Origin of the sequence: Umezawaea sp. NPDC059074, from assembly GCF_042738955.1 — a bacterium.
Taxonomy (GTDB): Bacteria; Actinomycetota; Actinomycetes; order Mycobacteriales; family Pseudonocardiaceae; genus Umezawaea.
In genome coordinates, this window is sequence record NZ_JBHYHC010000063.1 from 1 (window position 1) to 22,199 (window position 22,199).

Annotated in this window: 19 protein-coding genes, 2 tRNA genes and 1 pseudogene; 5 read left to right on the top strand and 17 right to left on the bottom strand. The window is 68.8% G+C overall.

The features are described 5' to 3' along the window. Positions 1 to 99 precede the first annotated feature (99 nt). Positions 100 to 744, bottom strand: coding sequence for an aminodeoxychorismate/anthranilate synthase component II (locus tag ACFWW9_RS26290; protein ID WP_390383289.1), 645 nt, complete (start codon positions 742 to 744; stop codon positions 100 to 102). A gap of 65 nt (positions 745 to 809) precedes the next feature. On the opposite strand from ACFWW9_RS26290, the gene ACFWW9_RS26295 reads away from it, so the two are divergent. Next, on the top strand, positions 810 to 2,153 hold the full coding sequence (locus ACFWW9_RS26295) for an FAD-dependent oxidoreductase (protein WP_390383292.1): 1,344 nt from the start codon (positions 810 to 812) through the stop codon (positions 2,151 to 2,153). Between the two features lie 48 nt (positions 2,154 to 2,201). Here the strand turns inward: ACFWW9_RS26295 and ACFWW9_RS26300 are convergent, their stop codons facing one another. Together ACFWW9_RS26300 and ACFWW9_RS26305 are read right to left on the bottom strand one after the other, a co-directional pair. Next, complete coding sequence (locus ACFWW9_RS26300; protein ID WP_390383295.1) at positions 2,202 to 2,360, bottom strand: hypothetical protein; 159 nt, start codon at positions 2,358 to 2,360, stop codon at positions 2,202 to 2,204. Beyond that, the gene (locus ACFWW9_RS26305) at positions 2,360 to 3,289 is read right to left on the bottom strand and encodes a class E sortase (RefSeq protein ID WP_390383298.1); all 930 of its coding nucleotides are present in this window, start codon (positions 3,287 to 3,289) and stop codon (positions 2,360 to 2,362) included. Before ACFWW9_RS26305 ends, ACFWW9_RS26300 begins: the two co-directional genes overlap by 1 nt. Positions 3,290 to 3,636: 347 nt before the next feature. Between ACFWW9_RS26305 and crgA the strand changes: the two genes are divergently transcribed. Then, positions 3,637 to 3,903 (top strand): cell division protein CrgA, encoded by a 267-nt coding sequence (gene crgA, locus ACFWW9_RS26310; RefSeq protein ID WP_390383301.1) that lies wholly within the window; start codon positions 3,637 to 3,639, stop codon positions 3,901 to 3,903. 240 nt (positions 3,904 to 4,143) lie between these two features. Continuing rightward, positions 4,144 to 4,578, top strand: coding sequence for a PH domain-containing protein (locus tag ACFWW9_RS26315; RefSeq protein WP_390383304.1), 435 nt, complete (start codon positions 4,144 to 4,146; stop codon positions 4,576 to 4,578). Here ACFWW9_RS26315 and ACFWW9_RS26320 read toward each other — a convergent pair. Together ACFWW9_RS26320 and ACFWW9_RS26325 are read right to left on the bottom strand one after the other, a co-directional pair. After that, positions 4,575 to 5,357: a rhomboid family intramembrane serine protease gene (locus ACFWW9_RS26320; RefSeq protein WP_390383307.1), complete on the bottom strand. Its 783-nt coding sequence runs from the start codon at positions 5,355 to 5,357 to the stop codon at positions 4,575 to 4,577. The two genes, ACFWW9_RS26315 and ACFWW9_RS26320, sit on opposite strands and share 4 nt — an antisense overlap. A 115-nt stretch (positions 5,358 to 5,472) precedes the next feature. Beyond that, positions 5,473 to 6,021 carry a peptidylprolyl isomerase gene (locus ACFWW9_RS26325; RefSeq protein WP_390383310.1) on the bottom strand — a complete coding sequence of 183 codons (549 nt, stop codon included), beginning with the start codon at positions 6,019 to 6,021 and terminating at the stop codon, positions 5,473 to 5,475. A gap of 111 nt (positions 6,022 to 6,132) precedes the next feature. On the opposite strand from ACFWW9_RS26325, the gene ACFWW9_RS26330 reads away from it, so the two are divergent. Continuing rightward, the gene (locus ACFWW9_RS26330) at positions 6,133 to 6,804 is read left to right on the top strand and encodes a hypothetical protein (protein WP_390383312.1); all 672 of its coding nucleotides are present in this window, start codon (positions 6,133 to 6,135) and stop codon (positions 6,802 to 6,804) included. A gap of 1,167 nt (positions 6,805 to 7,971) precedes the next feature. Here ACFWW9_RS26330 and ACFWW9_RS26335 read toward each other — a convergent pair. Continuing rightward, positions 7,972 to 8,526, bottom strand: coding sequence for a DUF2020 domain-containing protein (locus ACFWW9_RS26335; RefSeq protein WP_390383315.1), 555 nt, complete (start codon positions 8,524 to 8,526; stop codon positions 7,972 to 7,974). Positions 8,527 to 8,644: 118 nt separating this feature from the next. On the opposite strand from ACFWW9_RS26335, the gene ACFWW9_RS26340 reads away from it, so the two are divergent. After that, the gene (locus ACFWW9_RS26340; RefSeq protein ID WP_390383318.1) at positions 8,645 to 9,064 is read left to right on the top strand and encodes a DoxX family protein; all 420 of its coding nucleotides are present in this window, start codon (positions 8,645 to 8,647) and stop codon (positions 9,062 to 9,064) included. A 74-nt stretch (positions 9,065 to 9,138) separates the two neighbouring features. Here ACFWW9_RS26340 and ACFWW9_RS26345 read toward each other — a convergent pair. From ACFWW9_RS26345 to dnaA, 11 genes and pseudogenes are all read right to left on the bottom strand, one after another. Then, positions 9,139 to 9,211: transfer RNA gene (locus tag ACFWW9_RS26345), tRNA-Ala, on the bottom strand. 39 nt (positions 9,212 to 9,250) lie between these two features. Continuing rightward, a pseudogene (locus ACFWW9_RS26350) lies at positions 9,251 to 9,367 on the bottom strand (DLW-39 family protein); the annotation flags it as partial. Between the two features lie 146 nt (positions 9,368 to 9,513). Further along, a tRNA-Ile gene (locus ACFWW9_RS26355) sits at positions 9,514 to 9,587 on the bottom strand. A 66-nt stretch (positions 9,588 to 9,653) separates the two neighbouring features. Further along, positions 9,654 to 10,499, bottom strand: coding sequence for a DUF3566 domain-containing protein (locus ACFWW9_RS26360; protein ID WP_390383407.1), 846 nt, complete (start codon positions 10,497 to 10,499; stop codon positions 9,654 to 9,656). 259 nt (positions 10,500 to 10,758) lie between these two features. Further along, entirely contained in the window at positions 10,759 to 13,269 is a 2,511-nt protein-coding gene (gene gyrA / locus ACFWW9_RS26365; RefSeq protein ID WP_390383321.1) for a DNA gyrase subunit A, read from the bottom strand. A 142-nt stretch (positions 13,270 to 13,411) separates the two neighbouring features. After that, positions 13,412 to 15,379 (bottom strand): DNA topoisomerase (ATP-hydrolyzing) subunit B, encoded by a 1,968-nt coding sequence (gyrB, locus tag ACFWW9_RS26370; protein ID WP_390383324.1) that lies wholly within the window; start codon positions 15,377 to 15,379, stop codon positions 13,412 to 13,414. 238 nt (positions 15,380 to 15,617) lie between these two features. After that, entirely contained in the window at positions 15,618 to 16,100 is a 483-nt protein-coding gene (locus ACFWW9_RS26375) for a DciA family protein (RefSeq protein WP_390383327.1), read from the bottom strand. Positions 16,101 to 16,257: 157 nt separating this feature from the next. After that, a complete protein-coding gene (gene recF, locus ACFWW9_RS26380) occupies positions 16,258 to 17,409 on the bottom strand; it encodes a DNA replication/repair protein RecF (RefSeq protein ID WP_390383330.1) in 1,152 nt (383 codons plus the stop codon). Positions 17,410 to 17,417: 8 nt separating this feature from the next. Continuing rightward, positions 17,418 to 18,332 carry a phosphogluconate dehydrogenase (NAD(+)-dependent, decarboxylating) gene (gene gnd / locus ACFWW9_RS26385; protein ID WP_390383333.1) on the bottom strand — a complete coding sequence of 305 codons (915 nt, stop codon included), beginning with the start codon at positions 18,330 to 18,332 and terminating at the stop codon, positions 17,418 to 17,420. 30 nt (positions 18,333 to 18,362) lie between these two features. Beyond that, entirely contained in the window at positions 18,363 to 19,502 is a 1,140-nt protein-coding gene (dnaN, locus tag ACFWW9_RS26390) for a DNA polymerase III subunit beta (protein ID WP_390383336.1), read from the bottom strand. A gap of 860 nt (positions 19,503 to 20,362) precedes the next feature. Continuing rightward, positions 20,363 to 22,030 carry a chromosomal replication initiator protein DnaA gene (gene dnaA, locus ACFWW9_RS26395; protein ID WP_390383339.1) on the bottom strand — a complete coding sequence of 556 codons (1,668 nt, stop codon included), beginning with the start codon at positions 22,028 to 22,030 and terminating at the stop codon, positions 20,363 to 20,365. Between the last annotated feature and the right edge of the window lie 169 nt (positions 22,031 to 22,199).

The following is a 22,199-nucleotide window of genomic DNA, read 5'->3' on the forward strand; positions in this document are numbered from 1 at the left end:
TCGGCTAATTAAAGATCACGTCTGCTAACTAGATTCGTTATCCCGCAAGCTTGGGCCCCCCTCGACACTCGTCGAGGGGGCCTCTCGCTTCGTCGGTGGCTAGGACTGGCGGGCGGCGGAGGCCAGCGCGCGCATCCCGTTCTCCAGGGTGGCGACGGTGGACTCGGGGACGACGTGGCCGCACACGGCGAGCCAGTTCGCCAGCATCCGGTGGCCGCCCTCGGTGAGCACGGACTCCGGGTGGAACTGGACGCCCTCGACCGGGAGCTCGCGGTGCCGGATGCCCATGACGATCCCGGTGTCGGTCTTCGCCGTCACCTCGAACTCGGCGGGGATCGTGTCGGGGAGCACGGTCAACGAGTGGTAGCGGGTGGCCGTGAACGGGTTCGGCACGCCCTTGAGCACGCCTTTGTCCGTGTGGTGCACCACACTGGTCTTCCCGTGGAGCAGTTCCGGGGCGAGGTCGACGGTGCCGCCCCACACCGCCCCGATGGCCTGGTGGCCCAGGCAGACGCCGAGCACCGGGACGCCGTTCGCGGCGCAGTGCCGGATCACGTCCATGCTCGCACCGGCCTTGTCGGGGGTGCTGGGACCGGGGCTGACCAGGACTCCGCCGACGTCCGCGATCTCCGCGAGGTCGACCTCGTCGTTGCGCCGGACGACGCACTCCACGCCGAGTTGGGCCAGGTACTGGACCAGGTTGTAGACGAAGCTGTCGTAGTTGTCGACCACGAGCACGCGCATTCCCACAGCGTAGCCGTGACAATGCTCTCGTCAGAAGTGAGGTAAGGCTCACCTAAACTAGGCTCATGAGCCGTTCTCTGCGTGTTGCGATCGTCGGCGCCGGCCCGGCGGGGATCTACGCCGCCGACATCCTGACCAAGTCCGACACCGACGTGAGCATCGACCTGTTCGAGCGGCTCCCCGCGCCCTTCGGGCTCATCCGCTACGGCGTCGCCCCCGACCACCCGCGCATCAAGGGCATCGTCAGCGCCCTGCACCGCGTGCTCGACCGGCCCCAGATCCGACTGTTCGGCAACGTCGAGTACGGCGTCGACCTCAAGCTCGGCGACCTGCGCGAGTTCTACGACGCGGTGATCTTCTCGACCGGCGCCGAGAAGGACCGCGACCTGGACATCCCCGGCATCGACCAGCAGGGCAGCTTCGGCGCGGCCGACTTCGTCTCCTGGTACGACGGGCACCCCGAGGTGTCGCGCACCTGGCCGTTGACCGCTTCCAGCGTGGCCGTCCTCGGCGTCGGCAACGTGGCCATCGACGTCGCCCGCATCCTCGCGAAGACCGCCGACGAGCTGCTCACCACCGACATCCCGGACAACGTCTACCAGGGCCTCAAGTCCAGTCCGGTCACCGACGTCCACGTGTTCGGCCGCCGCGGGCCGGCCCAGGCGAAGTTCACGCCGCTGGAGCTGCGGGAACTCGACCACTCGCCGAACGTCGAGGTCGTCGTGCACCCCGAGGGCATCGAGTTCTGCGCCGCCAGCATGGCGCTGATCCGGTCGAACAAGCAGGTCGAGATGGTCGTGAAGACGCTCCAGGAGTGGGCGATCCGCGACCAGGGCTCCCGGCCGCGCCGCCTGCACCTGCACTTCCTCCAGTCGCCGGTGGAGGTCCTCGGCGACGGGGAGGTCACCGGCCTGCGGACCGAGGCGATGGAGCTGACCGGCGACGGCGGCGTGCGCGGGACCGGCGAGTTCACCGACTGGCCCGTGCAGGCGGTGTACCGGGCGGTCGGCTACCTCAGCACCCACCTCGCCGAGCTGCCGTTCGACCACACGTCCGGCACGGTGCCGCACCAGGCCGGGCGCGTGCTGGAGCAGGACGAGCAGGCGATGCCCGGCGTCTACGTGACCGGGTGGATCAAGCGCGGACCCGTCGGCCTGATCGGCCACACCAAGGGCGACGCGCTGGAGACCGTGACGTCGCTGCTGGCGGACGCGCCGCTGCTGGCCGAGGCCGCCCAGCCCGACCCGGCGGCCGTGACGCGGTTCCTGGAGCAGCGGGGCATCCGGTACACGACGTTCGACGGGTGGAAGCAGCTCGACGAGCACGAGCGCGGCCTGGGCGAGGCCGAGGGGCGGGAACGGGTCAAGGTCGTGGACCGGCACACGATGGTCGCGGTCTCCCGCTCCTGACAGACCCCCTCCGGTTCCCCGGCGCCCCGGGGCGCCGGGGAACCGCGACTACGAGGGCGTCGTGACGTTGTTGAACGGCAGCAGCGGCTCCGCCCACGGGAACACGACGAACATCAGCAGCGCCACGATGGCCGCCACCAGCACGAACGCCTCCGCCAGGCGCACCGGCGTCGGGCCCGGCAGGTGCCGCCAGATCCAGCCGTACATCACTGCTCCTTGAGTTCTGGCGGCACGAAACCAGCGGCCTTCGGGTAGCTCATGGTCAGCACGGCGTGCACGATCAGCCGCTGCTTGTCGGAGAACCGCGGGTGGCACGTGGTCAGCGTCATCAGCGCCGCCTGCTGCGCGGCGGGCAGGTCACCGGTGAAGTGCGGCACCGGGCTGATCACCTCGCCCTGCTGCGGCGTCACGATCTCCTGGCCCACGGTCTTCGCGTACGGGCTGCCGCCGGGGTTCGCCTTGTCCTTGAGGGGCGCCACCTTCGCGCACTTCGGGTTCTTCGCCTTGCCCTCGGCCCAGCCGGCTTCCTCCGCGGTGGTCGGCAGCATCCGGTAGACCACCCACGTCGTCTGGGTCTCCACCACGATCGCGTCGCACGACGAGAGCAGGTCGAGGTCGTTGAACGGGGCGCCCTTGCCGACCCGGTGGCCCGCCACGGCGAAGTTGCCGGGGTTGCCGGGCAGCGCGGTGCCGATGTAGTGGCCGGGCCCGACCTCGAGGTTCTTGTCGGTCGTGCCCTCGACGATCGAGAAGTGGTAGTCCGGGCCGAAGACCGGGATGTACATCTTCGCGAACGCCTTGCCGTCGGCCAGGTCGTACTGGGCCTGCCGCTGCGGGTCGACGGGCTCGACGGTGTTCGAGTCCTTGTTCCACTCGTCGTCAAGCGCCGTCGTGGCCTCGTCCTGCTTGCCCGCCGAGATCAGGTCCGTGACGTAGACCTCGTAGACGACGAACAGCAGGATCACCAGCCCGGCCGTGATCATCAGCTCACCGAACGCCCGGACGGCCTTGCGCACGGGTCCGTCGACCGGCTCCGGCGTCGGCCGGAGCACCTTCACGGTCTCCGGTTCCGGGTTGGGCAGCACGTCCTCGAGGCGGGGCGCGAGCCGCGGGATCAGCTCGGTGGCCCCGTCCACCGGCCGCGGCCGGGGCGGCGGAGGCGGTGGGCGGAGCGGGGGCCGGGGACCGTAGCCGCCCGCGACCTGGGGGGCCGGAGGCCGCTGACCAGGGCTGGGCCTGCCACGGAAGGGCTCCTGGGAGGCCGGGTAGGGCCTGGGGCGCGGAGCGTGTGGCGGATGGCCCGGACGGCCGCCGGACGGCGGTGGCGGGTCATAGCTCACCGAGAAACCTCCCGAGCCTGTGTGAATGCGAAAGACGCGGATCCGCAGAGCACTTCGCGGACCTGCCCGGTTACGTTAACGTGTTCCCCCAGCAGTGGACGTAAACTCGCGCCACTGGAGGCAATACACCAGGCGAGGACAGAATGCCGAAGTCCAAGGTCCGAAAGAAGGCCGTCTACACCGCGCCTACCGATCGCCGCACCCCGGTGAAGGTCAAGGCAGCCGGGCCTTCGCACCCCGTGTACATCGCCGTCATGCTGGGCGTGATGATCCTCGGTTTGGCGTGGCTGGTGGTCAACTACATCGCCGGCGACAAGATCCCGGTGATGATGGACCTGGGGTCCTGGAACTTCGGCATCGGCTTCGCGCTGATGATCGTCGGGCTGCTGATGACCATGAAGTGGCGCTAGCCACACCACTCTCCGCGTTCTCGTCAGCCCGGACGTCACCCGTCCGGGCTGACGCGTGTCCGGGGTCGTTCACCGGCAGTCACCACTCGGCGGTGGGGACCCGTCCCCCGAAGTAATCCCCATTGGGGACAACCCCTGTGGACAACTTTGCGCCATTTTGCACAAGCCCCCGGTAGCGGGCTCCAGTTGTCCACAGGTTCCGTACGGGAGATCCACGCCCGGTGCGGGACACTCGACCGCGTGACACCACTTCCGTCGGCCGAGCCGACCACCAGGAGTTGGGCCCCGCTACCCGGCGTCGTCGCGCTGGCCTGGGGATTGGCCGCCGCGGCACTCCTGGCGGCGCTGCTGAGCGACGAGAACTCCGCCCGCCTCCTGATGGGCGTGGCGGCGCTCCTGGGCGTCGTGCTCGGGACCTACGGGACGATCGTGAGGCCCCGGCTGCGTGTGGATGACTCGGGTCTGCACGTGAGGACGTTGACCGGTGTGCACGACTTCGCGTGGCACGAGGTCAAGATCCGGCCCGTCCAGACCCGGCGGTTGGGCCGCGAGTCGCACAGCCTCGAACTGGACTGGGAGCGCGGCGAGGACGAGCACCTGGTCGTGCTGACGTGGCTGGACCTCGGCGCCGACCCGAGGGACGTCGCCGAGGTCCTGCACGCCTTGAGGCCCTAGAGGCCGAACCGGGCCGTGCCCACGAGCACCAGGCCGATCAGCACCACGACCGTGGCGGCGACGAGCGCCCCCTGCCACAGGTCGCGGCGCTCACGCGGCGCGTAGATCAGGCCCGCGGCCAGCCCGGCGCCCACGGCGAGGCCACCGAGGTGGCCGACCAGCGAGATGCCGGGCAACGTGAAGCTGAGCACCACGTTGAGGCCGATGACGGCCAGCGCGGTGCCGGGGTTGAGCTTCAGCTTCAGCACGGCGACGAGCATCGCGCCCATCAGGCCGTACACCGCGGTCGAGGCGCCCGCCGTCAGCGCGTCCGGCGACCCGAAGAGGTAGACCGCGACGTTGCCGCCGAACATGGACACCAGGTAGAGGGCCAGGAACCGCACCCGCCCGAAAGCGGGTTCGAGGTCCCGGCCCAGCACGTACAGCGCGAGCATGTTGAACGCGATGTGCGTCAGCCCGTAGTGCAGGAAGCCCGCGGTGAGCAACCTCCACCACTCGCCGAGCCCGGCCACACCGGTCGGCCAGAGCACGAACTCGGCGAACAACGGCGACTTCTGGTTGTTCGCCACGCTCTGCGCCTGGACGGCGGTGAGCACGAACATCAGCACGTTCAGCGCGATCAGGATCGGCGTCACGAGCGGACGCGCGCCGACCTCCGCGCCCACGAAGGTGCGGGCACGGCGGACCGTGCCCTGCGCCTCGCGGATGCAGTCGACGCACTGGTAGCCGACCGACGCGTCGCGGAGGCACTCCGGACACGCCGGCCGCTCGCACCGCACGCAGCGCAGCCTGGTCTGCCGATCGGGATGCCGCACGCAGACCGGGACTTCCGGTCGCGCGCCGATCGGCTCGCCGGGCTGCGGTGGAACCGGGGAGTCGCTCACCGGAGCCGGATCAGTACCGCTCGATGGCCACGGACTGGATCACCACGTCGGTGACGGGCTTGTCGCCCGCGAGGGTCGGCGCGGCGCCGATCTTGTCCACGACCTGCTGCGACTCGGTGTCGGCCACCTCGCCGAAGATGGTGTGCTTGAAGTTGAGCCACGTCGTCGGGCCCACGGTGATGAAGAACTGGGAGCCGTTGGTGTTCGGCCCGGCGTTCGCCATCGCCAGCAGGTACGGCTTCGTGAACTGGAGCTCCGGGTGGAACTCGTCGCCGAACTGGTAACCGGGGCCACCGCGACCGGTGCCCGTGGGGTCACCGCCCTGGAGCATGAAGCCCGCGATCACGCGGTGGAAGATCGAACCGTCGTAGAAGGGGCCCGAAGCGTCGCCCTTGGCGTTGGGCTTCGAGTACTGCTTCGTCCCTTCGGCCAAACCGACGAAGTTGGCCACCGTCTTGGGGGCGTGGTCGGGGAAGAGGTTGATGCGGATGTCGCCCTGAGAAGTCTTCAGGGTCGCCGTCACCTTGGTCCCGACGAAGGATTCGTTGCTGTCAGCCACCACACCATCGTGCCATCCCGGGCGCGGATGTTCAGGAACGGGCAGGATGGGTATGCCTAGTGCATGACTGACCGACAGCTTCTGGAGCGCGATATGGACGAGGTGCAGGCCATGACCCGAGCCGGTGAGTCGGTCGGCAAGGCCGTTGGAACCGGCTTGCGCGCGGCGCGTCGCGGCGCGGTGCGCGCGGGGCAGGTGGGTGCGGACGCGGCCGTGCAGCTCGCGGGCAAGGCCGAGACCAAGCTCGCCGAGCGCGGCGTGACCGCGGACCAGCTCCGCGGTGTCTTCGTGGAGACCGCCGACGCCCTCGCGGGCAAGGCGGAGGAGGTCGAGAAGTCGACCCGCAAGACCAGGAAGAAGCTGGCCAAGCAACGCAAGCAGCTCGCGAAGCGCGGCGGCCAGGCCCGAGCCGACCTGATGGGCAAGGCGGACGGCCTCCGCAAGGACGTGGCCAAGGCCGCGGTCCGCGCCCGCAAGGACGCGAAGGTCCGGGCCAAGGACGTCCGCAAGGCCGCGAAGCAGGCCCGCAAGGACTTCGCCCGCGACAACTCGAAGAGCCGCCGCCGCTGGCCGTGGGTCCTCGGCATCCTCGCCGCCGGTGCGGTGGCGGGCTACATCGCCCTCACGAAGCGCCCGGAGGAAGTCCACCTCCACGAGGAGCCGGTGACCCCCACCACCACAACCCCCACCCCGGCCCCAACGCCGAAGCCGACGGACATCCCCACCCGAACCGCGGACGCCGAACACGCCCGCAACGGCCAGGTAGCCGACCGCAAGGCCTGACACCAGCCGAGTTCACGCCAACAGCCTCGAGACCGCACCGCGGTGTCGAGGCTTCGGTGTGTCCAGGGACGGGAAGGGGTCAAGCCGCTCTGGGCAACCCCAGCCAGAGGTCCCCCGGACGTGAGAACCCCCCGACGCACACGCTACGGACGGGGTACGACAGTTTCGGGGCCTTGGAAGGCACCTGTGGACAACTCGTTCGAGTGATTCCACCCCAGCACGACTGGACCAGAAGCCAAGCTGGCGACCACGGCGGGACCGACGGCGAGTTGGTGACCACAGCAGGACTAGCGGCTGGTCGGTAGCCCACAACGGGACCGGCGGCCACTTGGTGGCCTAGGTGGGACAGGCAGCAGTGCGGTGACCCACAACGGACTCGATGGCCAGCTGGCAACCACAACGAGACCAGCAGCCAGCTCGCGACCACGACGCGACCGGCAGGTCAGTTGGTGACTGCGACAAGAGTGGCGCCGGGGCTTGGCGGCCACGACGGGACCGGTGGGCAGGTTGGTGACCGCGACAAGAGTGGCGCCGGGGCTTGGTAGCCACGACGAGATCGGCGGGCCAGTTGGTGACCACGGCGGTGCTGACAGCCAGCTGGTGACCACGACGGCACCGGCGCGCGCAGGCCACGGAACGTGGCCGATTTTACTCGGGGGTTTTGCCCCTTAAAATTTGTCGGGCGGCAAGCTTTCCACCTGCCGTTTTGGCCCGACAAAGGGGCAAAACGAGGGGTCCCCGAGTCAAATCGGCCACAGCACGCTGGAACGAGCGCCACTAGGCGACCCACCTGGATCAAGAGCCGCAGGGTGACCCGGCTGGATCAAGAAGCCGCTGGGCGCGGACATCGGATCGGGCGCTAACCAGGGTGACCCACGTCGGATCGAGAGCCGCTGGGCGACCACGCAGAACAAGAGTTCACCGGGGTGATCCCCACCGGCCCCAGAACACCTAGCGACGCCGCCGAAACGCGCTCACCAGGCCCAACCCCAAACACCCCCAGAGGTCCCCCATCGAGCGAGACCCCCCAATACACAAGGTACAAGCCACCACCGACAAAAACCGGACGTCGACCTCAGCCCAAAACCCGGACCTCAGCCCAACCCGAGTTCAGCCGAACCCCGAGTTCAGCCGACACCGAGCCCAACCCCCAACCCCGAACCCCACCTACCCCAACTTCAGATTCGTCACCACGGTCTCGGTGATCCGCCGTGCCTTGATCGTCTGCTGCTGGTTGCTCGTCACCACCACAGCGACACCCCCCTTGGACACCGCGTACACAGCCCCGTCCGCAGAGGACAGCGACCCCCCGGCCCACCCCTCCGGCGAAGACGCCGGGCTGGACGAAGCGATCGGCGCGGCCCGGTCCACCACCGCCTTCGCCACCTTCACATCCCCCTGGTACACCCAAACGCTCAACTGCACATCAGTGGCGTTCGCGTAGAAGAAACACGCCGGATTCGGCTGATCTTCCGACAAACGGACCTTGCGCACGAGCTGTCCGTTTGCCTCTTGGACGACGTCGTTCGAAAGATAGGGGCATTTACCGTCCGTAACCGGCTGGGGTACCCCTGGTGTCACGGGTGGAGCAGCGCTGGTGGGCTGTTGGGCGCTTGGCTGGCTCGCTGTAACTGCTTTTGCGCCGTGTTGCTCCACCGTGCAACCAGCCAATACGCCAATCAGCAGCAGGACCGGTACTGCGTGTGACACACGTCGGTTCACCTTGCTGAATCCAATCAGTTTGCTGTCGATGATCGACAGGTTCGGGAGCTAGTCACCCAACGTCATCGGCGTTAGCTTGTCCTTACCCTGCCGGTCGCCCTGCTAGTGAGGACAAGACATGAGCCTTATCGACCGAGGTCGAGACCACGCACTGGCTTTGTTCAGGATCGTTGTGGGCCTGCTCTTCACGTGCCACGGACTTCAGCACGTGTTCGGTTTGTTCACGACCAAGCCCGCTGTTCCGATCACCACGTGGCCCGGTGGCCCGGCTGGTGTGATCGAGCTCGTGGGTGGCACGTTGATCCTGATCGGCTTGTGGACCAGGATCGCGGCACTCATCACGTCCGGAGCCATGGCCTACGCGTACTTCACCGTGCACCAGCCGAAGGGGCTGCTGCCGATCGAGAACTCCGGTGAGCTCGCCGCCGTGTACTCGTGGGCGTTCCTGCTGCTGGTCTTCACCGGGTCCGGCGCTTGGGCGCTGGACAAGGTGTTGTCCTCGCGGCGCCAAGCGGCTCCGGAGTTGCAGACCGCTTGATCTGCTTGCCCGCAGACGCGAACAAGCCCCTGCTCGCAGCGTGGCGAGAAGGGGCTTGTTCGGAACTTCTTCGGTGGAGACGAGGGGAATCGAACCCCTAACCCCCGCCTTGCAAAGGCGGTGCTCTGCCAATTGAGCTACGTCCCCTCTACGGGGGCCGGCAGGTGCCCGCCCTCGCAAGGTTCAGTCAGTGGGGGCGGTGGCCTCGCGCCAGAGGTCGGCGTCGGCCTTTGCGGCCTTGCTGCGCTTGACGAACAGCAGCACGGCACCTGCGACCGCAACCAGGGCGATGATCTTCTTCATGAAGTACTCCCGTTCGATGTCCGGTGGTCGACCACCGGGGATCCAGGGGCTGAACCCCTGGCGGGGTTTGGGGGATGGACCCCCAATGTTATAACGACCCGGTGAAGGCGGGCGCAGAACGCCCGCGCGGTTCACCTAATCGATCGTGGGCCTAGGAGGACTCGAACCTCCGACCCCTTCGTTATCAGCGAAGTGCTCTAACCGTCTGAGCTATAGGCCCTGATTGGTGCAACGACAGGAAGATTACCGTACGCCCTGTCGTTGCCCCAAATCGGGGGTCCCCAGATCATTCACGCTCGGAAAGCGTGAGCTCCAGGCCACCCGCGAGGTCCGCGGACACGTTGTAGACGAACGCGCTGACCGTGGCCAACGCGGTGAAGAGGACGATGTTCACCGCGCCGATGATGGCCGCGACGCCGAACACGCGGCCCGCGCTGATGAGCGGGTCGCCCGCCTGCTCGCTGCCGGACAGCAGGTCCTGCGCGGTGTTGTTGATCTTGTCCCAGACGCCCATGCCGTTCAGCACGCCGTAGAGCACGCCGATCGCCACCAGCCACACGAAGAACAGCGCCACGCTGAGCACCAGTGCGAGCTTCAGCACCGACCACGGGTCGACGCGCTTGACCTGGAGGCTCGCCCGGCGCGGGCCGCGACCAGGGCGTCGGGCGCTGGGCGCCGCGGCACCCGGACGCGCGCTCGACGTGCCCAGGTTCACCGACGTGCGGCTGCCCGCGTTCTGCGGCGCCGCCGACCCGGTCACGACCGGGCGCGCCACCGCGATGGTGTCCGGGTCCTGCGCCGGGTAGGCGGGCTGCTCGGCGGGCGACTCGACCGGGGCCACGTCGTCGCCGCCGGGGTAGCCAATCGTTTGCGCCTCGCCGTACTGCGCGTCGCTGGTGACCCGCTGCCACGGCGGGGGCGCCGCCGCGACCAGGTCGAGCCCCTCCGCCGGGACCGGCGGCGGGGGTTCGGCCTTCGGCGAGGACGCGGGCGGCGGAGGTGCGACCGGCTTCTGCACCTTCACCGTCGGCTCGGCCGGGGACTGCTCCTTGGCCGCGGGCGCGGCGGGCGCCGCGACCGGTGCCTGCGGAGCGGCGGGAGCCTTCTCCGGAGCGGCCTTCGCGGCGGCCACGGCCGCCTGCGCCTGCGACTTCGAGATCTCGACGGTCGCACCGTCGGGGACCTTCGAAGGCTCGGCCTTGTCCGCCGCCTTCGGGGCGGCCGACTTCCCCGCACCGTTCGACGGCGCGGCCTTGTCGGCGTCCTTCGCCTTCGACCCCTGGTCAGCACCACCCTGCAACACAGGTTTGGTGATCACCGCCGTCTTGTCCGCGTCCCGACCTTCCGGGTTCTCGGATGAAGTCACGAGCAGTCCTCAACCTCTCGTCCGCTTAGTTGGCGGGCTCAACCTCGTCCCCATCAATGGGGACGTCGGAAGGCTCATCGGCGTTGCCTGCTACGGCGATCAAAGTGGTGCCTTCGCCGAGGTTCATCAGGCGAACGCCCTTGGTCTGCCGCCCCGCCTTGCGAACCTCCTTGGCACTGGTCCGAATGACCCCGCCGGTAGAGGTGATCGCGTAGAGCTCGTCGTCGACGTCGACGATGAGCGCCCCCACAAGCCTCCCACGACGGCGGTCGTGCTGGATGGTCAGCACACCCTTTCCGCCGCGCCCCTGGACGGGGTAGTCCTCCAGGGGCGTGCGCTTCGAATACCCACCGTCGGTGGCCACCAAAACGAACTTGCCCTCTTCGACGACGCCCATCGACAGCAGCTCGTCGCCGCCGTTGAAGCGCATGCCGAGCACGCCCGACGTCGCGCGGCCCATGGGGCGCAGCGCCTCGTCGGTCGCGTGGAAGCGGATCGACTGGCCGTCGGTGGACACCAGCAGCAGGTCGTCCTCCGAGGAGCACAGCACAGCGCCGACCAGTTCGTCGTCGTCGCGGAGGTTGATGCCGATGAGACCACCCGATCGGTTGGAGTCGAAGTCCGACAACTTGGACTTCTTGACCAGACCGGTCTTGGTGGCGAGCACCAGGTAGGGCGCGACCTCGTAGTTCTTGATCTGGATGACCTGGGCGATCTCCTCCTCCGGCTGGAACGCCAGGAGGTTCGCCACGTGCTGGCCGCGCGCGTTGCGGTTGGCCTCGGGCAGCTCGTACGCCTTCGCCCGGTACACCCGGCCCTTGTTCGTGAAGAACAGGATCCAGTCGTGCGTCGAGCACACGAAGAAGTGCGCCACGATGTCGTCCTGCTTGAGCTGCGCGCCCTGGACGCCCTTGCCGCCGCGCTTCTGCGCCCGGTACAGGTCGGTCTTGGTGCGCTTCGCGTAGCCGGTGCGGGTGATCGTGACGACCACGTCCTCGACCGCGATCAGGTCTTCCATCGACACGTCGCCGTCGAACGGGATGATCTGGGTGCGCCGGTCGTCGCCGTACTTGTCGACGATCGCCATCAGCTCGTCGCGGACGATCGCGCGCTGGCGCTCCGGCTTGGCCAGGATGTCCTCGAGGTCGGCGATCTCCAGCTCGATCTCGGCCAACTGGTCGATGATCTTCTGGCGCTCGAGGGCGGCCAGGCGGCGGAGCTGCATCTCCAGGATCGCGTTCGCCTGGATCTCGTCCACGGCGAGCAGCTCGATCAGGCCGGTGCGCGCGATGTCCGGGGTCGACGACCGGCGGATCAGGGCGATGACCTCGTCGAGCATGTCCAGCGCCTTGACCAGGCCGCGCAGGACGTGCGCGCGCTCCTGTGCCTTGCGCAGGCGGAACCGGGTCCGCCGGACGATGACCTCGATCTGGTGCTTCACGTAGTGGCGGATCATCTGGTCGATCCGCAGCGTGCGGGGCACCTGGTCGACCAGCGACAGCATGTTCACGCCGAACGAGTACTGGAGCTGGGTGTGCTTGTAGAGGTTGTTCAGCACGACCTTCGCCACGGCGTCGCGCTTGATCGTGATCACGATGCGCATGCCGCGGCGGCTGTTCGACTCGTCCGCGATGTTCGCGATGCCGGTCAGCTTCTGGTCGCGCACCAGCGCGGCGATGTTCTCGACCAGGTTGTCCGGGTTCACCTGGTACGGCAGCTCGGTGACGACCAGGATCGTGCGGCCCTTGGCGTCCTCGTCGACCTCGATGACGGCGCGCATCTTCACCGAGCCGCGCCCCGTGCGGTACGCGTCCTCGATGCCCGCAGTGCCGAGGATCAGGCCGTACGTCGGGAAGTCCGGCCCCTTGATCCGCGCGATCATCGCTTCGAGGGTCTCCTCGTCGGAGGCCTCCCAGTTGTCCAGCGCCCACACCACGCCCGACGCGACCTCGCGCAGGTTGTGCGGCGGGATGTTGGTCGCCATGCCGACCGCGATGCCCGAGCTGCCGTTGATCAGCAGGTTCGGGATGCGGGCGGGCAGGACCGTCGGCTCCTCGATGCGGCCGTCGTAGTTCGGCCGGAAGTCGACCGTGTCCTCTTCGATGTCGGCCAGCATCTGCATGGCCAGCGGCGTGAGCCTGCACTCGGTGTACCGCATGGCGGCCGCGGGGTCGTTGCCCAGCGAGCCGAAGTTGCCCTGGGGGTCGATCAGCGGGTAGCGCATCGCCCACGGCTGGGCCAGGCGCACGAGCGCGTCGTAGATCGACGAGTCGCCGTGCGGGTGGTAGTTGCCCATCACGTCGCCGACGACGCGGGCGCACTTGTTGTAGCCGCGGTCCGGCCGGAAACCGGAGTCGAACATCGAGTAAAGCACCCGGATGTGCACGGGCTTCAGCCCGTCGCGGACGTCCGGCAGCGCTCGACCGACGATGACGCTCATCGCGTAGTCGATGTAGGAGCGCTGCATCTCCTGCTGGATGTCGACCATCTCGGTGCGGTCGTGGTCGGGCCCCGGAGGCAGGGTGGTCTCGGTCACGGTTGGTTAGGTCCTTTCCGACGATCGCAAGTCACGCCCACTTCCGGTACCGCCGCAACTGGGGCAGACGAACCGGTGGTCCTTCGGATTCCGCCCATCGCCGTTGCAGACTGGGCATTGCACCAGCGGAAGCGCTGTCGTGTCAGACATCCAGGAACCGGACGTCCTTCGCGTTGCGGGTGATGAAGGAGCGGCGCGCTTCCACGTCCTCGCCCATCAGCACGCTGAACAGCTCGTCCGCCGTCGCGGCGTCGTCCATGGTCACCTGCATGAGCAGGCGGTGAGCCGGGTCCATCGTGGTCTCCCACAACTCGGAGGCGTTCATCTCGCCGAGACCCTTGTACCGCTGGATGTTGTCGTCCTTGCCGAGCTTCTTGCCCGCCTTCAGGCCTTCCTCGATCAGCCCGTCGCGCTCGCGGTCGGAGTAGGCGAACTCCGGCTCGATGCGCTGCCACTTGATCTTGTACAGCGGCGGCTGCGCGAAGTACACGTGGCCGTGCTCGATCAGCGGCCGCATGAAGCGGAACAGCAGGGTGAGGAGCAGCGTCCGGATGTGCTGGCCGTCCACGTCGGCGTCCGCCATCAGGACGACCTTGTGGTAGCGCAGCTTCGACAGGTCGAACTCGTCGTGGATGCCGGTGCCGAGCGCGGTGATGAGGCTCTGCACCTCGTTGTTCTTGAGGACCCGGTCGATGCGGGCCTTCTCCACGTTGATGATCTTGCCGCGGATCGGCAGGATCGCCTGGAACATGGAGTCCCGGCCCTCCTTCGCCGAGCCGCCCGCGGAGTCGCCCTCCACGATGTAGAGCTCGCACTCCTCCGGGTTGGTGGAGCGGCAGTCCTTCAGCTTGCCGGGCAGGCCGCCGATGTCCAGCGCGCCCTTGCGGCGGACCAGTTCGCGCGCCTTGCGGGCCGCCATCCGGGCCTGCGCCGACGAGACCGCCTTCGTCACGATCGTGCGCGCCTCGTTGGGGTGCCGCTCGAACCAGTCGGCCAGGTGCTCGTTGGTCGACTTCTGCACGAACGACTTCGCCTCGCTGTTGCCCAGCTTGGTCTTCGTCTGGCCCTCGAACTGGGGCTCCTTCAACTTCACCGAGATGATCGCGGCGAGACCCTCGCGGATGTCGTCGCCGGTGAGGTTGGTGTCCTTCTCCTTGAGCAGCTTCTTGTCGCGCGCGTACTCGTTGACGACACGGGTCAGCGCCGCGCGGAAGCCCTCCTCGTGCGTGCCGCCCTCGTGCGTGTTGATCGTGTTGGCGAAGGTGTACACCGAGGCCGTGTAGCCGGTGTTCCACTGCATCGCGACCTCGACCTCGATGCCGTCACCCTTGGCATCGAAGGCGATGACCTTCTTGTGGACCTCTTCGCGCGTGTGGTTGATGTGCTTGACGAAGTCCTCGAGGCCGTTCGGGTAGTGGAACGTCCGCTCCTTGACCCGCGCCACGTGACCCTCGGCGTCGGCCTCGGCGTCCACCTCGGCGACGCGCTCGTCGCGCAGGACGATCGTCAGGCCCTTGTTGAGGAACGCCATCTCCTGGAGGCGGCGCGAGATCGTCTCCAGGTTGTAGGTGGTCGTCTCGAAGATCGTCGGGTCGGCCCAGTAGGTGATGGTGGTGCCGGTGTCCGCGACGGCCGCGCCCTTGGTCAGCGGGTGCGCGGGCTTGGTGCCCTCGTAGCGCTGGTTCCACGTGAAACCTTGGCGCTTCACCTCGACCTCGACCACGGACGACAGCGCGTTGACGACCGAGATGCCGACGCCGTGCAGACCGCCGGACACCGCGTACGAGTCGCTGTCGAACTTGCCGCCCGCGTGCAGCTTGGTCATGACGACCTCGAGGGTCGGGACCTTCTCCACGGGGTGCATGTCGACCGGGATGCCGCGGCCGTCGTCGATCACCCGGATGCCGCCGTTGGCCAGCAGCGTCACGTCGACCGTGGTCGCGAACCCGGCCATCGCCTCGTCGACCGAGTTGTCGACGACTTCCCAGATGAGGTGGTGCAGACCCCGCTCGCCGGTCGACCCGATGTACATGCCGGGGCGCTTGCGGACCGCCTCCAGGCCCTCGAGGACGCTGATTGAGGACGCGCCGTACTCATTCTTGTCTGCCACGGGCCTGGTGTCTCCTCGACATGAAGCGACAGGACGTCGCCGAGCGGCGACGCTGATGGTCATGCTTGCCCTTTATTCTACCGGTCGGGTGCGACCAGAGTGCACCAAGGACACCCCTGATTTGCCCGCAGAGGCTCTCAACTTGACCCGGACGGGTTGGATCGGCTGACCCAGGTGGTCAAATCGGCTGGTGAGCGCTCAGTGCGCCACAGGATCGCCGCTGAACGATTAACGCGCCTCAGCCGTAGGTATCACGTGGGCCGCGCCCTGGAGCGTGCCTGGGGCCGAATCGCCAGTTGGGAGCCTGGGGGCCCTGGATCTTCATCTTCTTCACCACGCCGTCACCGACCCCGGCCGCGATGCGCTTGATGAGCTCGCGCTGCAACAGCCTGAGCTGCGTCGCCCACGCCGTGGAGTCCGCCTGGACCGTCAGCTCGCCGTCACTGAGCGCGATCGGTTTCGCGTGCTCGGCCACGTCCTCGCCGACCAGCTTGGCCCACTTGCCGAACACGTTGCCGCCCGCGAGCCGCTCGGCCCACCCGTGGTCGGTCGCGACCCGCGAGGCCAGCCTGCCCAGCGGCTGGGGGTCCCGGTCGTCCGGGCCCGCACCCGACCAGCGGCGGCGCTTCGAGCGGTTCGCTCCCCCGGTCGCGCGGCGTCCGGGCTGCTTGGCACGGCTCTTCGCGGAGGCCCGCGCGGCCTCCAGCGCGGCCCGCGCCAAGTCGGGTCCGCGGAGGATTTCACCGTCAGCTGGGGACAGAACACCCTGTGGAGTGACGTCCCCTGTGGATATGTCCGCAATTTGTGGCGAGTTATCCACACCATCCACAGGGTTGTCCCCAGTTGTGCGACTTGTCACACCCATTCGAGGGACGTCGTCAGACACTGTGCACCTCCCCGTGGCGGACCTCGAACCGAGCGCCCGCGAGCTCCTCGGGCACGTCCTCGGCGACGGCCGCGGTGATCAGCACCTGCTCCGCGGCGGCCGCGACCTTGGCCAGCTGCCGCCGCCTGCCGCGGTCGAGTTCGGCGAACACATCGTCCAGCACGAGCACGGGTTCGGCGCCGTCGACACGCAGCAGCTCGTACCCGCCGAGCCGCAGCGCCAAGGCGAAAGACCATGACTCTCCGTGACTGGCGTAACCCTTCGCAGGCAGCTCGCCGAGCGCCAGCTCCAGCTCGTCGCGGTGCGGACCGACCAGGCAGACGCCCCGGTCGATCTCCTGCGAGCGGACCCGGTACAGCTCGACCAGCATCGCGTCCTCCAGCACGCTCCGGTCGGCGCGCGGACCGCCCGGTGTCCCGAAGCCCTCCGGCTGCGACTCCCCCAGGCTCGACCGGTACGTGATCCTCGCGGGCCGTGACTCCGGCGCCACCTCCGCGTACGACGCGGCCACGTGCGGCGCGATGTCCGCCACGAGGTCCAGCCGCGCGGCGAGCAGTTCGGCGCCGTGCTTCGCCAGGTGCCCGTCCCACACGTCGAGGGTGCTGATGTCGGCCGACCGCCCGGCCCGCTTCGCGGCGCCCGCCGACTTCAGCAGGGCGCCGCGCTGCTTGAGCACCCGCTCGTAGTCGCTGCGCACCCCGGCGTACCGGGGCGCGCGCGCCACGAGCATCTCGTCCAGGAACCTCCGGCGCTCACCGGGATCGCCGCGCACCAGCGCCAGGTCCTCCGGCGCGAACAGCACGGTGCGCAGGATGCCCAGCACGTCCCGCGGCCGGGGAACCGGGCCGCGGTTGATCCGCGCCCGGTTCGCCTTGCCCGGCGTGATCTCCAGTTCGACCAGCAGTTCACGGCCGTCGTTGACGACCGCGGCCCGCACGACCGCGCGAGGGGATCCGTGCCGGATCAGCGGCACGTCGGTGGCCACCCGGTGCGACCCGAGCGTGGCCACGTAGCCGAGCGCCTCGACCAGGTTCGTCTTGCCCTGGCCGTTCGGCCCGACCAGCACGCTGACCCCCGGCTCGAACGCCAGGTCAGCGCGTTCCCACGAGCGGAAGTCGCTGACCTGGAGGTGCCTGACGTACAACGGCGGGGTCAGCCCTGCGTGCTGCCGCTGCCGGACGACGGTCCGGCGGCGGTGACGGCGTGGCCACCGAACTGGTTGCGCAGGGCGGCCACCGCGCGCATGGCGGGCGAGTCGTCCTGGCGGGACGCGAACCGGGCGAACAGCGCGGCGGAGATCACCGGCGCGGGCACCGCGAGGTTGATCGCCTCCTCGACGGTCCACCGGCCCTCGCCGGAGTCCTCGACGTGGCCGCGCAGGTCGTCCAGCTCGGGGTCGGAGTCCAGCGCGCGGACCAGGAGGTCGAGCAGCCAGGACCGGACGACGGTGCCGCGCTGCCACGCCTTGATGGTCGCGGGCACGTTCTCCACCAGCTTGGACGCCTCGAGCAGCTCGAAGCCCTCGGCGTACGCCTGCATCAGGCCGTACTCGATGCCGTTGTGGATCATCTTCGCGAAGTGGCCCGCGCCGACGGTGCCCGCGTGCGCGAACCCCTCCTCGCGGGGACCCTCGGGGCGCAGCGCGTCGAAGATCGGCATCGCCAGCTCGACGTGCTTCGCGTCGCCGCCGACCATCAGGCCGTAGCCGTTGTCGAGCCCCCACACGCCACCGGAGACACCGGCGTCGAGGTAGCCGATCTCCTTCTCCGCCAACGCTTCCGCGTTCACCTTGTCGTCGGTGTAGCGGGAGTTGCCGCCGTCGATCACCAGGTCGCCGGGCGACAGCAGCCCGCCCAGCTCGGCGATCGTGTTCCGGGTGATGTCACCGGACGGCACCATCACCCACACCACGCGCGGGGCTTCCAGCTTGGCGACCAGGTCGGCGAGCGAACTCGCGTCGGTGACCTCGGGGTTGCGGTCGTAACCGACAACCTCGTGGCCCGCGCGGCGAATCCGCTCGCGCATGTTGAAGCCCATCTTGCCGAGGCCCACAAGTCCGAGCTGCACGGTTCTGGCTCCCCTGTTTCGAGTTGACGTTTAGCCGGGCAGGCGTACGGGCATCAGCAGGTACAGGTAGCCCGGCGCCACGCCGCCATCATCATCGACCGGCTTCAACAACGCAGGCCTGCTGGGGGTCGTGAAGGACAGGTGAGCCTTGGCCGTGCGCACGGCGTGCACGCCCTCGAGGAGGTACGTGGGGTTGAACGCGATCGTCACCGGCTCGCCGGTGTACTCGACCGGGAGCTCCTCCTCGGCGCTGCCCTCGTCGTCGCCACCGGCCGACAGGCGCAGGCCGCCGTCGACGAACTCGAGCCGGACCTGGGTGCCGCGCTCGGCGACGAGCGACACGCGCTTGATCGCCTGGACGAGCGAGTCGACCTCGATGATCGCGGCGGCCGAGTGCTCGCTCGGGAGGAGCTGGCGGTACTTCGGGAAGTCCGCGTCGAGGAGGCGGGTCGTGGTGCGCCTGCCGTTGCCGGAGAGGCCGAGCAGCCCGTCGTTCGCGGCGAGCGACAGCTCGACCTTGTTGCCCGATCCGCCGAGGGTCTTGGCCGCGTCCGCGAGCGTCTTCGCCGGGACCAGCACGGCGGTGTCGCTCAGCGTCTCGTTGGGCTCCCAGGCGAACTCGCGCATCGCCAGCCGGAAGCGGTCGGTCGCGACGAGCGTGAACTTGCCCTCGCCGATCTCCAGCCGGACGCCGGTCAGCATCGGCAGCGTGTCGTCCTTGCCCGCCGCGACGGCGACCTGGGCGACGGCCTCGCTGAAGACCTCGCCTGCCAGCTCGCCCGCCAGCTGCGGCATGTTCGGCAGCGCGGGGTAGTCCTCGACCGGCATCGTCGGGAGGCTGAACTTGGCGCTGCCGCAGGTGATCGTCATCCGGGAGCCGTCGACGGAGATCTCGACCGGGTGGTTCGGCAGCGCCTTGGTGATGTCGGCGAGCAGGCGACCGGAGACGAGCGTCTTCCCGCCGTCCGCGATCGTGGCCGGGACGCCGACCGTCGCCGAGACCTCGTAGTCGAAGCCCGAGACGGTGAGCGAGTCGCCCGGAGCGCCGTCCGACGAGCCGGCGTCGAGCATGACTCCACCGAGCACCGGAACGGGCGGCCTGGACGGCAGGCTGCGCGCGACCCAGGCGACGGCGTCGGCCAGGCCGTCGCGCTCGACGCGGATCTTCATGAGCGTCCTTCCTCAAGTCGGCATGACCGACCGAGGGGACGGTCGGTCCAACGTGGCGGAGCGTTGGGAGCTGTGGGGGTGAGAACCGCTGGGAAGCGGACCGCGTTCGCCTCAGGTGGGTCGGTGTGGGCTGCGACCTCCTGGCGTGGTGGCTCCACCGTAGAGCGTCCGGAGCCTCCACGTCATCTCGGGGCGGGGACTGCGGGAGGGCCGTCCGAGCGCTTGTCCCCGGGTTTCGCCACCCCCTGTTTTTCTTTTGTTCTTCTCTTCAAGAGAGAACAACAGCAGTAACAGTAAGGGCTGTGGATTGTGTGGACAACGACTGTCCTCGCAGGTCAGCGCCCCTTCAAACCTGTGGGCAACTGGGGGGTGCCACCCGGGGACAACTCGGCGCCCCCGGGGACAACTCCGACGTTGCTCCGTTTGGTCCACAGGAAGGCCGACTTGTCCCCGGGTGCGTCCCCGGGTGTGGGTGCGGTTGTCCCCGGGTGCTGCACAGGGTTCGGAGCCCGAAACTCCCCCGTTCGGACAACTTTTCTGAGGTTGTACACAGGCTATGACCGGCGGTCCAGGAGAAAAGTCGCGGCGTCGCGCCGGCGGTCCGACCCCTGGGCGGTGCTCGACCGGCCCGCCGAAGGGGGTCCTGGGTCGCGCCGAGGTGGGTCTGGGAAAAGTCCGGCGGGCGTCCGCGGCGGCCGTTCGAGGGGGCCGGGGGTTTCTGGTCGGGCGCTCGCCGCGAGTCGGGGGCGTCGCCGAAAAGGACGCCGCGTCCGACCGGAGGGGCGGCGCAAGGGTCCCACGGAACGACGAGGGCGGGACCACCTCCGTGAGGTGATCCCGCCCTCGTCGAGCGCTCAGTACTAGATGGTGTGCCGGGACCGCTGCTTGATCCGGGAGGTGAGCTCCTGGACCTGGTCGTAGATCCGGCGGCGCTCGGCCATCTCCTTGCGGATCTTCTTGTCCGCGTGCATGACCGTCGTGTGGTCGCGGCCGCCGAACGTCTGGCCGATCTTCGGCAGCGACAGGTCGGTCAGCTCGCGGCACAGGTACATGGAGATCTGCCGGGCGTTCGCGAGCGCCTTCGTCTTGCCCTTGCCGCACAGGTCGTCGATCGTCACGCCGAAGTACTCCGCCGTGACGGCCATGATCGTCGGCGCGGTCACCTCGGGCGCGTGCGAGTCCGGGATCAGGTCCCGCAGGACGATCTCGGCGAGCTGCACGTCGACCGGCTGCCGGTTGAGCGACGCGAACGCCGTCACCCGGATCAGCGCGCCCTCGAGCTCGCGGATGTTCCGCTCGATCCGGGCCGCGATGAACTCCAGCACCTCGGCGGGCGCCGCCAACCGGTCCTGCGCCGCCTTCTTGCGGAGGATCGCGATCCGGGTCTCCAGCTCGGGCGGCTGGATGTCGGTGATCAGACCCCACTCGAACCGCGTCCGCAGCCGGTCCTCCAGCGTCTCCAGCCGCTTGGGCGGCCGGTCGGAGGACACGACGATCTGCTTGTTCGAGTTGTGCAGCGTGTTGAAGGTGTGGAAGAACTCCTCCTGCGTGCCTTCCTTGCCCTCCAGGAACTGGATGTCGTCGACGAGGAGCACGTCGATGTCCCGGTAGCGGCGCTGGAACGCGACCTTGCGGTCGTCGCGCAGGGAGTTGATGAAGTCGTTGGTGAACTCCTCGGTCGACACGTACCGCACGCGCATGCCGGGGAACAGGCGCTGCGCGTAGTGGCCGACCGCGTGGAGCAGGTGCGTCTTGCCGAGCCCGGACTCGCCCCAGATGAACAGCGGGTTGTACGCGCGGGCCGGCGCTTCGGCCACCGCGACCGCCGCCGCGTGGGCGAACCGGTTCGAGGCGCCGATGACGAACGTGTCGAAGTTGTACTTCTCGTTCAGCCGGGTCTGCGACGTCGGCGGGTTCGCGGGCCGGGTGAACGGCGTGCCGCTGACCGCGGGCGCGGTGCCGCTGAACGTCGGCCAGATCTCGTGGACGGTCGCGAGCGCCTCGCGGGCCTCGCGCTCCTCGTCGACCTCGTCGCTGTCCGACTCGCCGTCGCCGTCCTCGCCGTTCGACATGCCCGGCATCGCCAGCTGCTGCTGGCCGCCGGGCATGGGCGGCGGCAACGGCTGGCCCGGCATGGGGCTGGGCATCTGCGGCGGCATCTGGCCGGGCATCGACTGGTTGAGCAGACCGATCGGCTGGCTGATCCCGTTGCCGCCGGGCACGCCGTGCGCGACCGGGATCGGCGCCGTCGGGGTGTTCACCGGTTCGGGTGAGTCGACCTTCACGGCCAGCGACACGGCCCGGCCGAGGCGGCGGGACAGGGCGGCGGTGATGGGTTCGCGCAACGCGCGCTCGATCGCTTCCTTCGCGAAGTCGCTCGGCGCGGCCAGCAGCGCGGTTCCGTCGAGCAGACCGATCGGCCTGGTCACCCGCATCCAAGCTCGCTGCTGCGGGGACAGGGTGCTGGCGGCCAGTTCCGCGACCACCTGCTCCCACACGAGACCGAGATCGGTCTGGTGGTTGGACACCTGCGCGCTCCCCTCCCCTCGACGTGCTCCCCCCGTGGAGCTACCCGCTTCACGGTGTGGACTCGGAGAATAGAGGCATCCACAGAGTTATCCACAACTGTGCACGAAGGTGCGTCGGGACGCGGCGGATCCCGGCGGTGACATCGACGCACCGTGCGGGCCGTTTCGG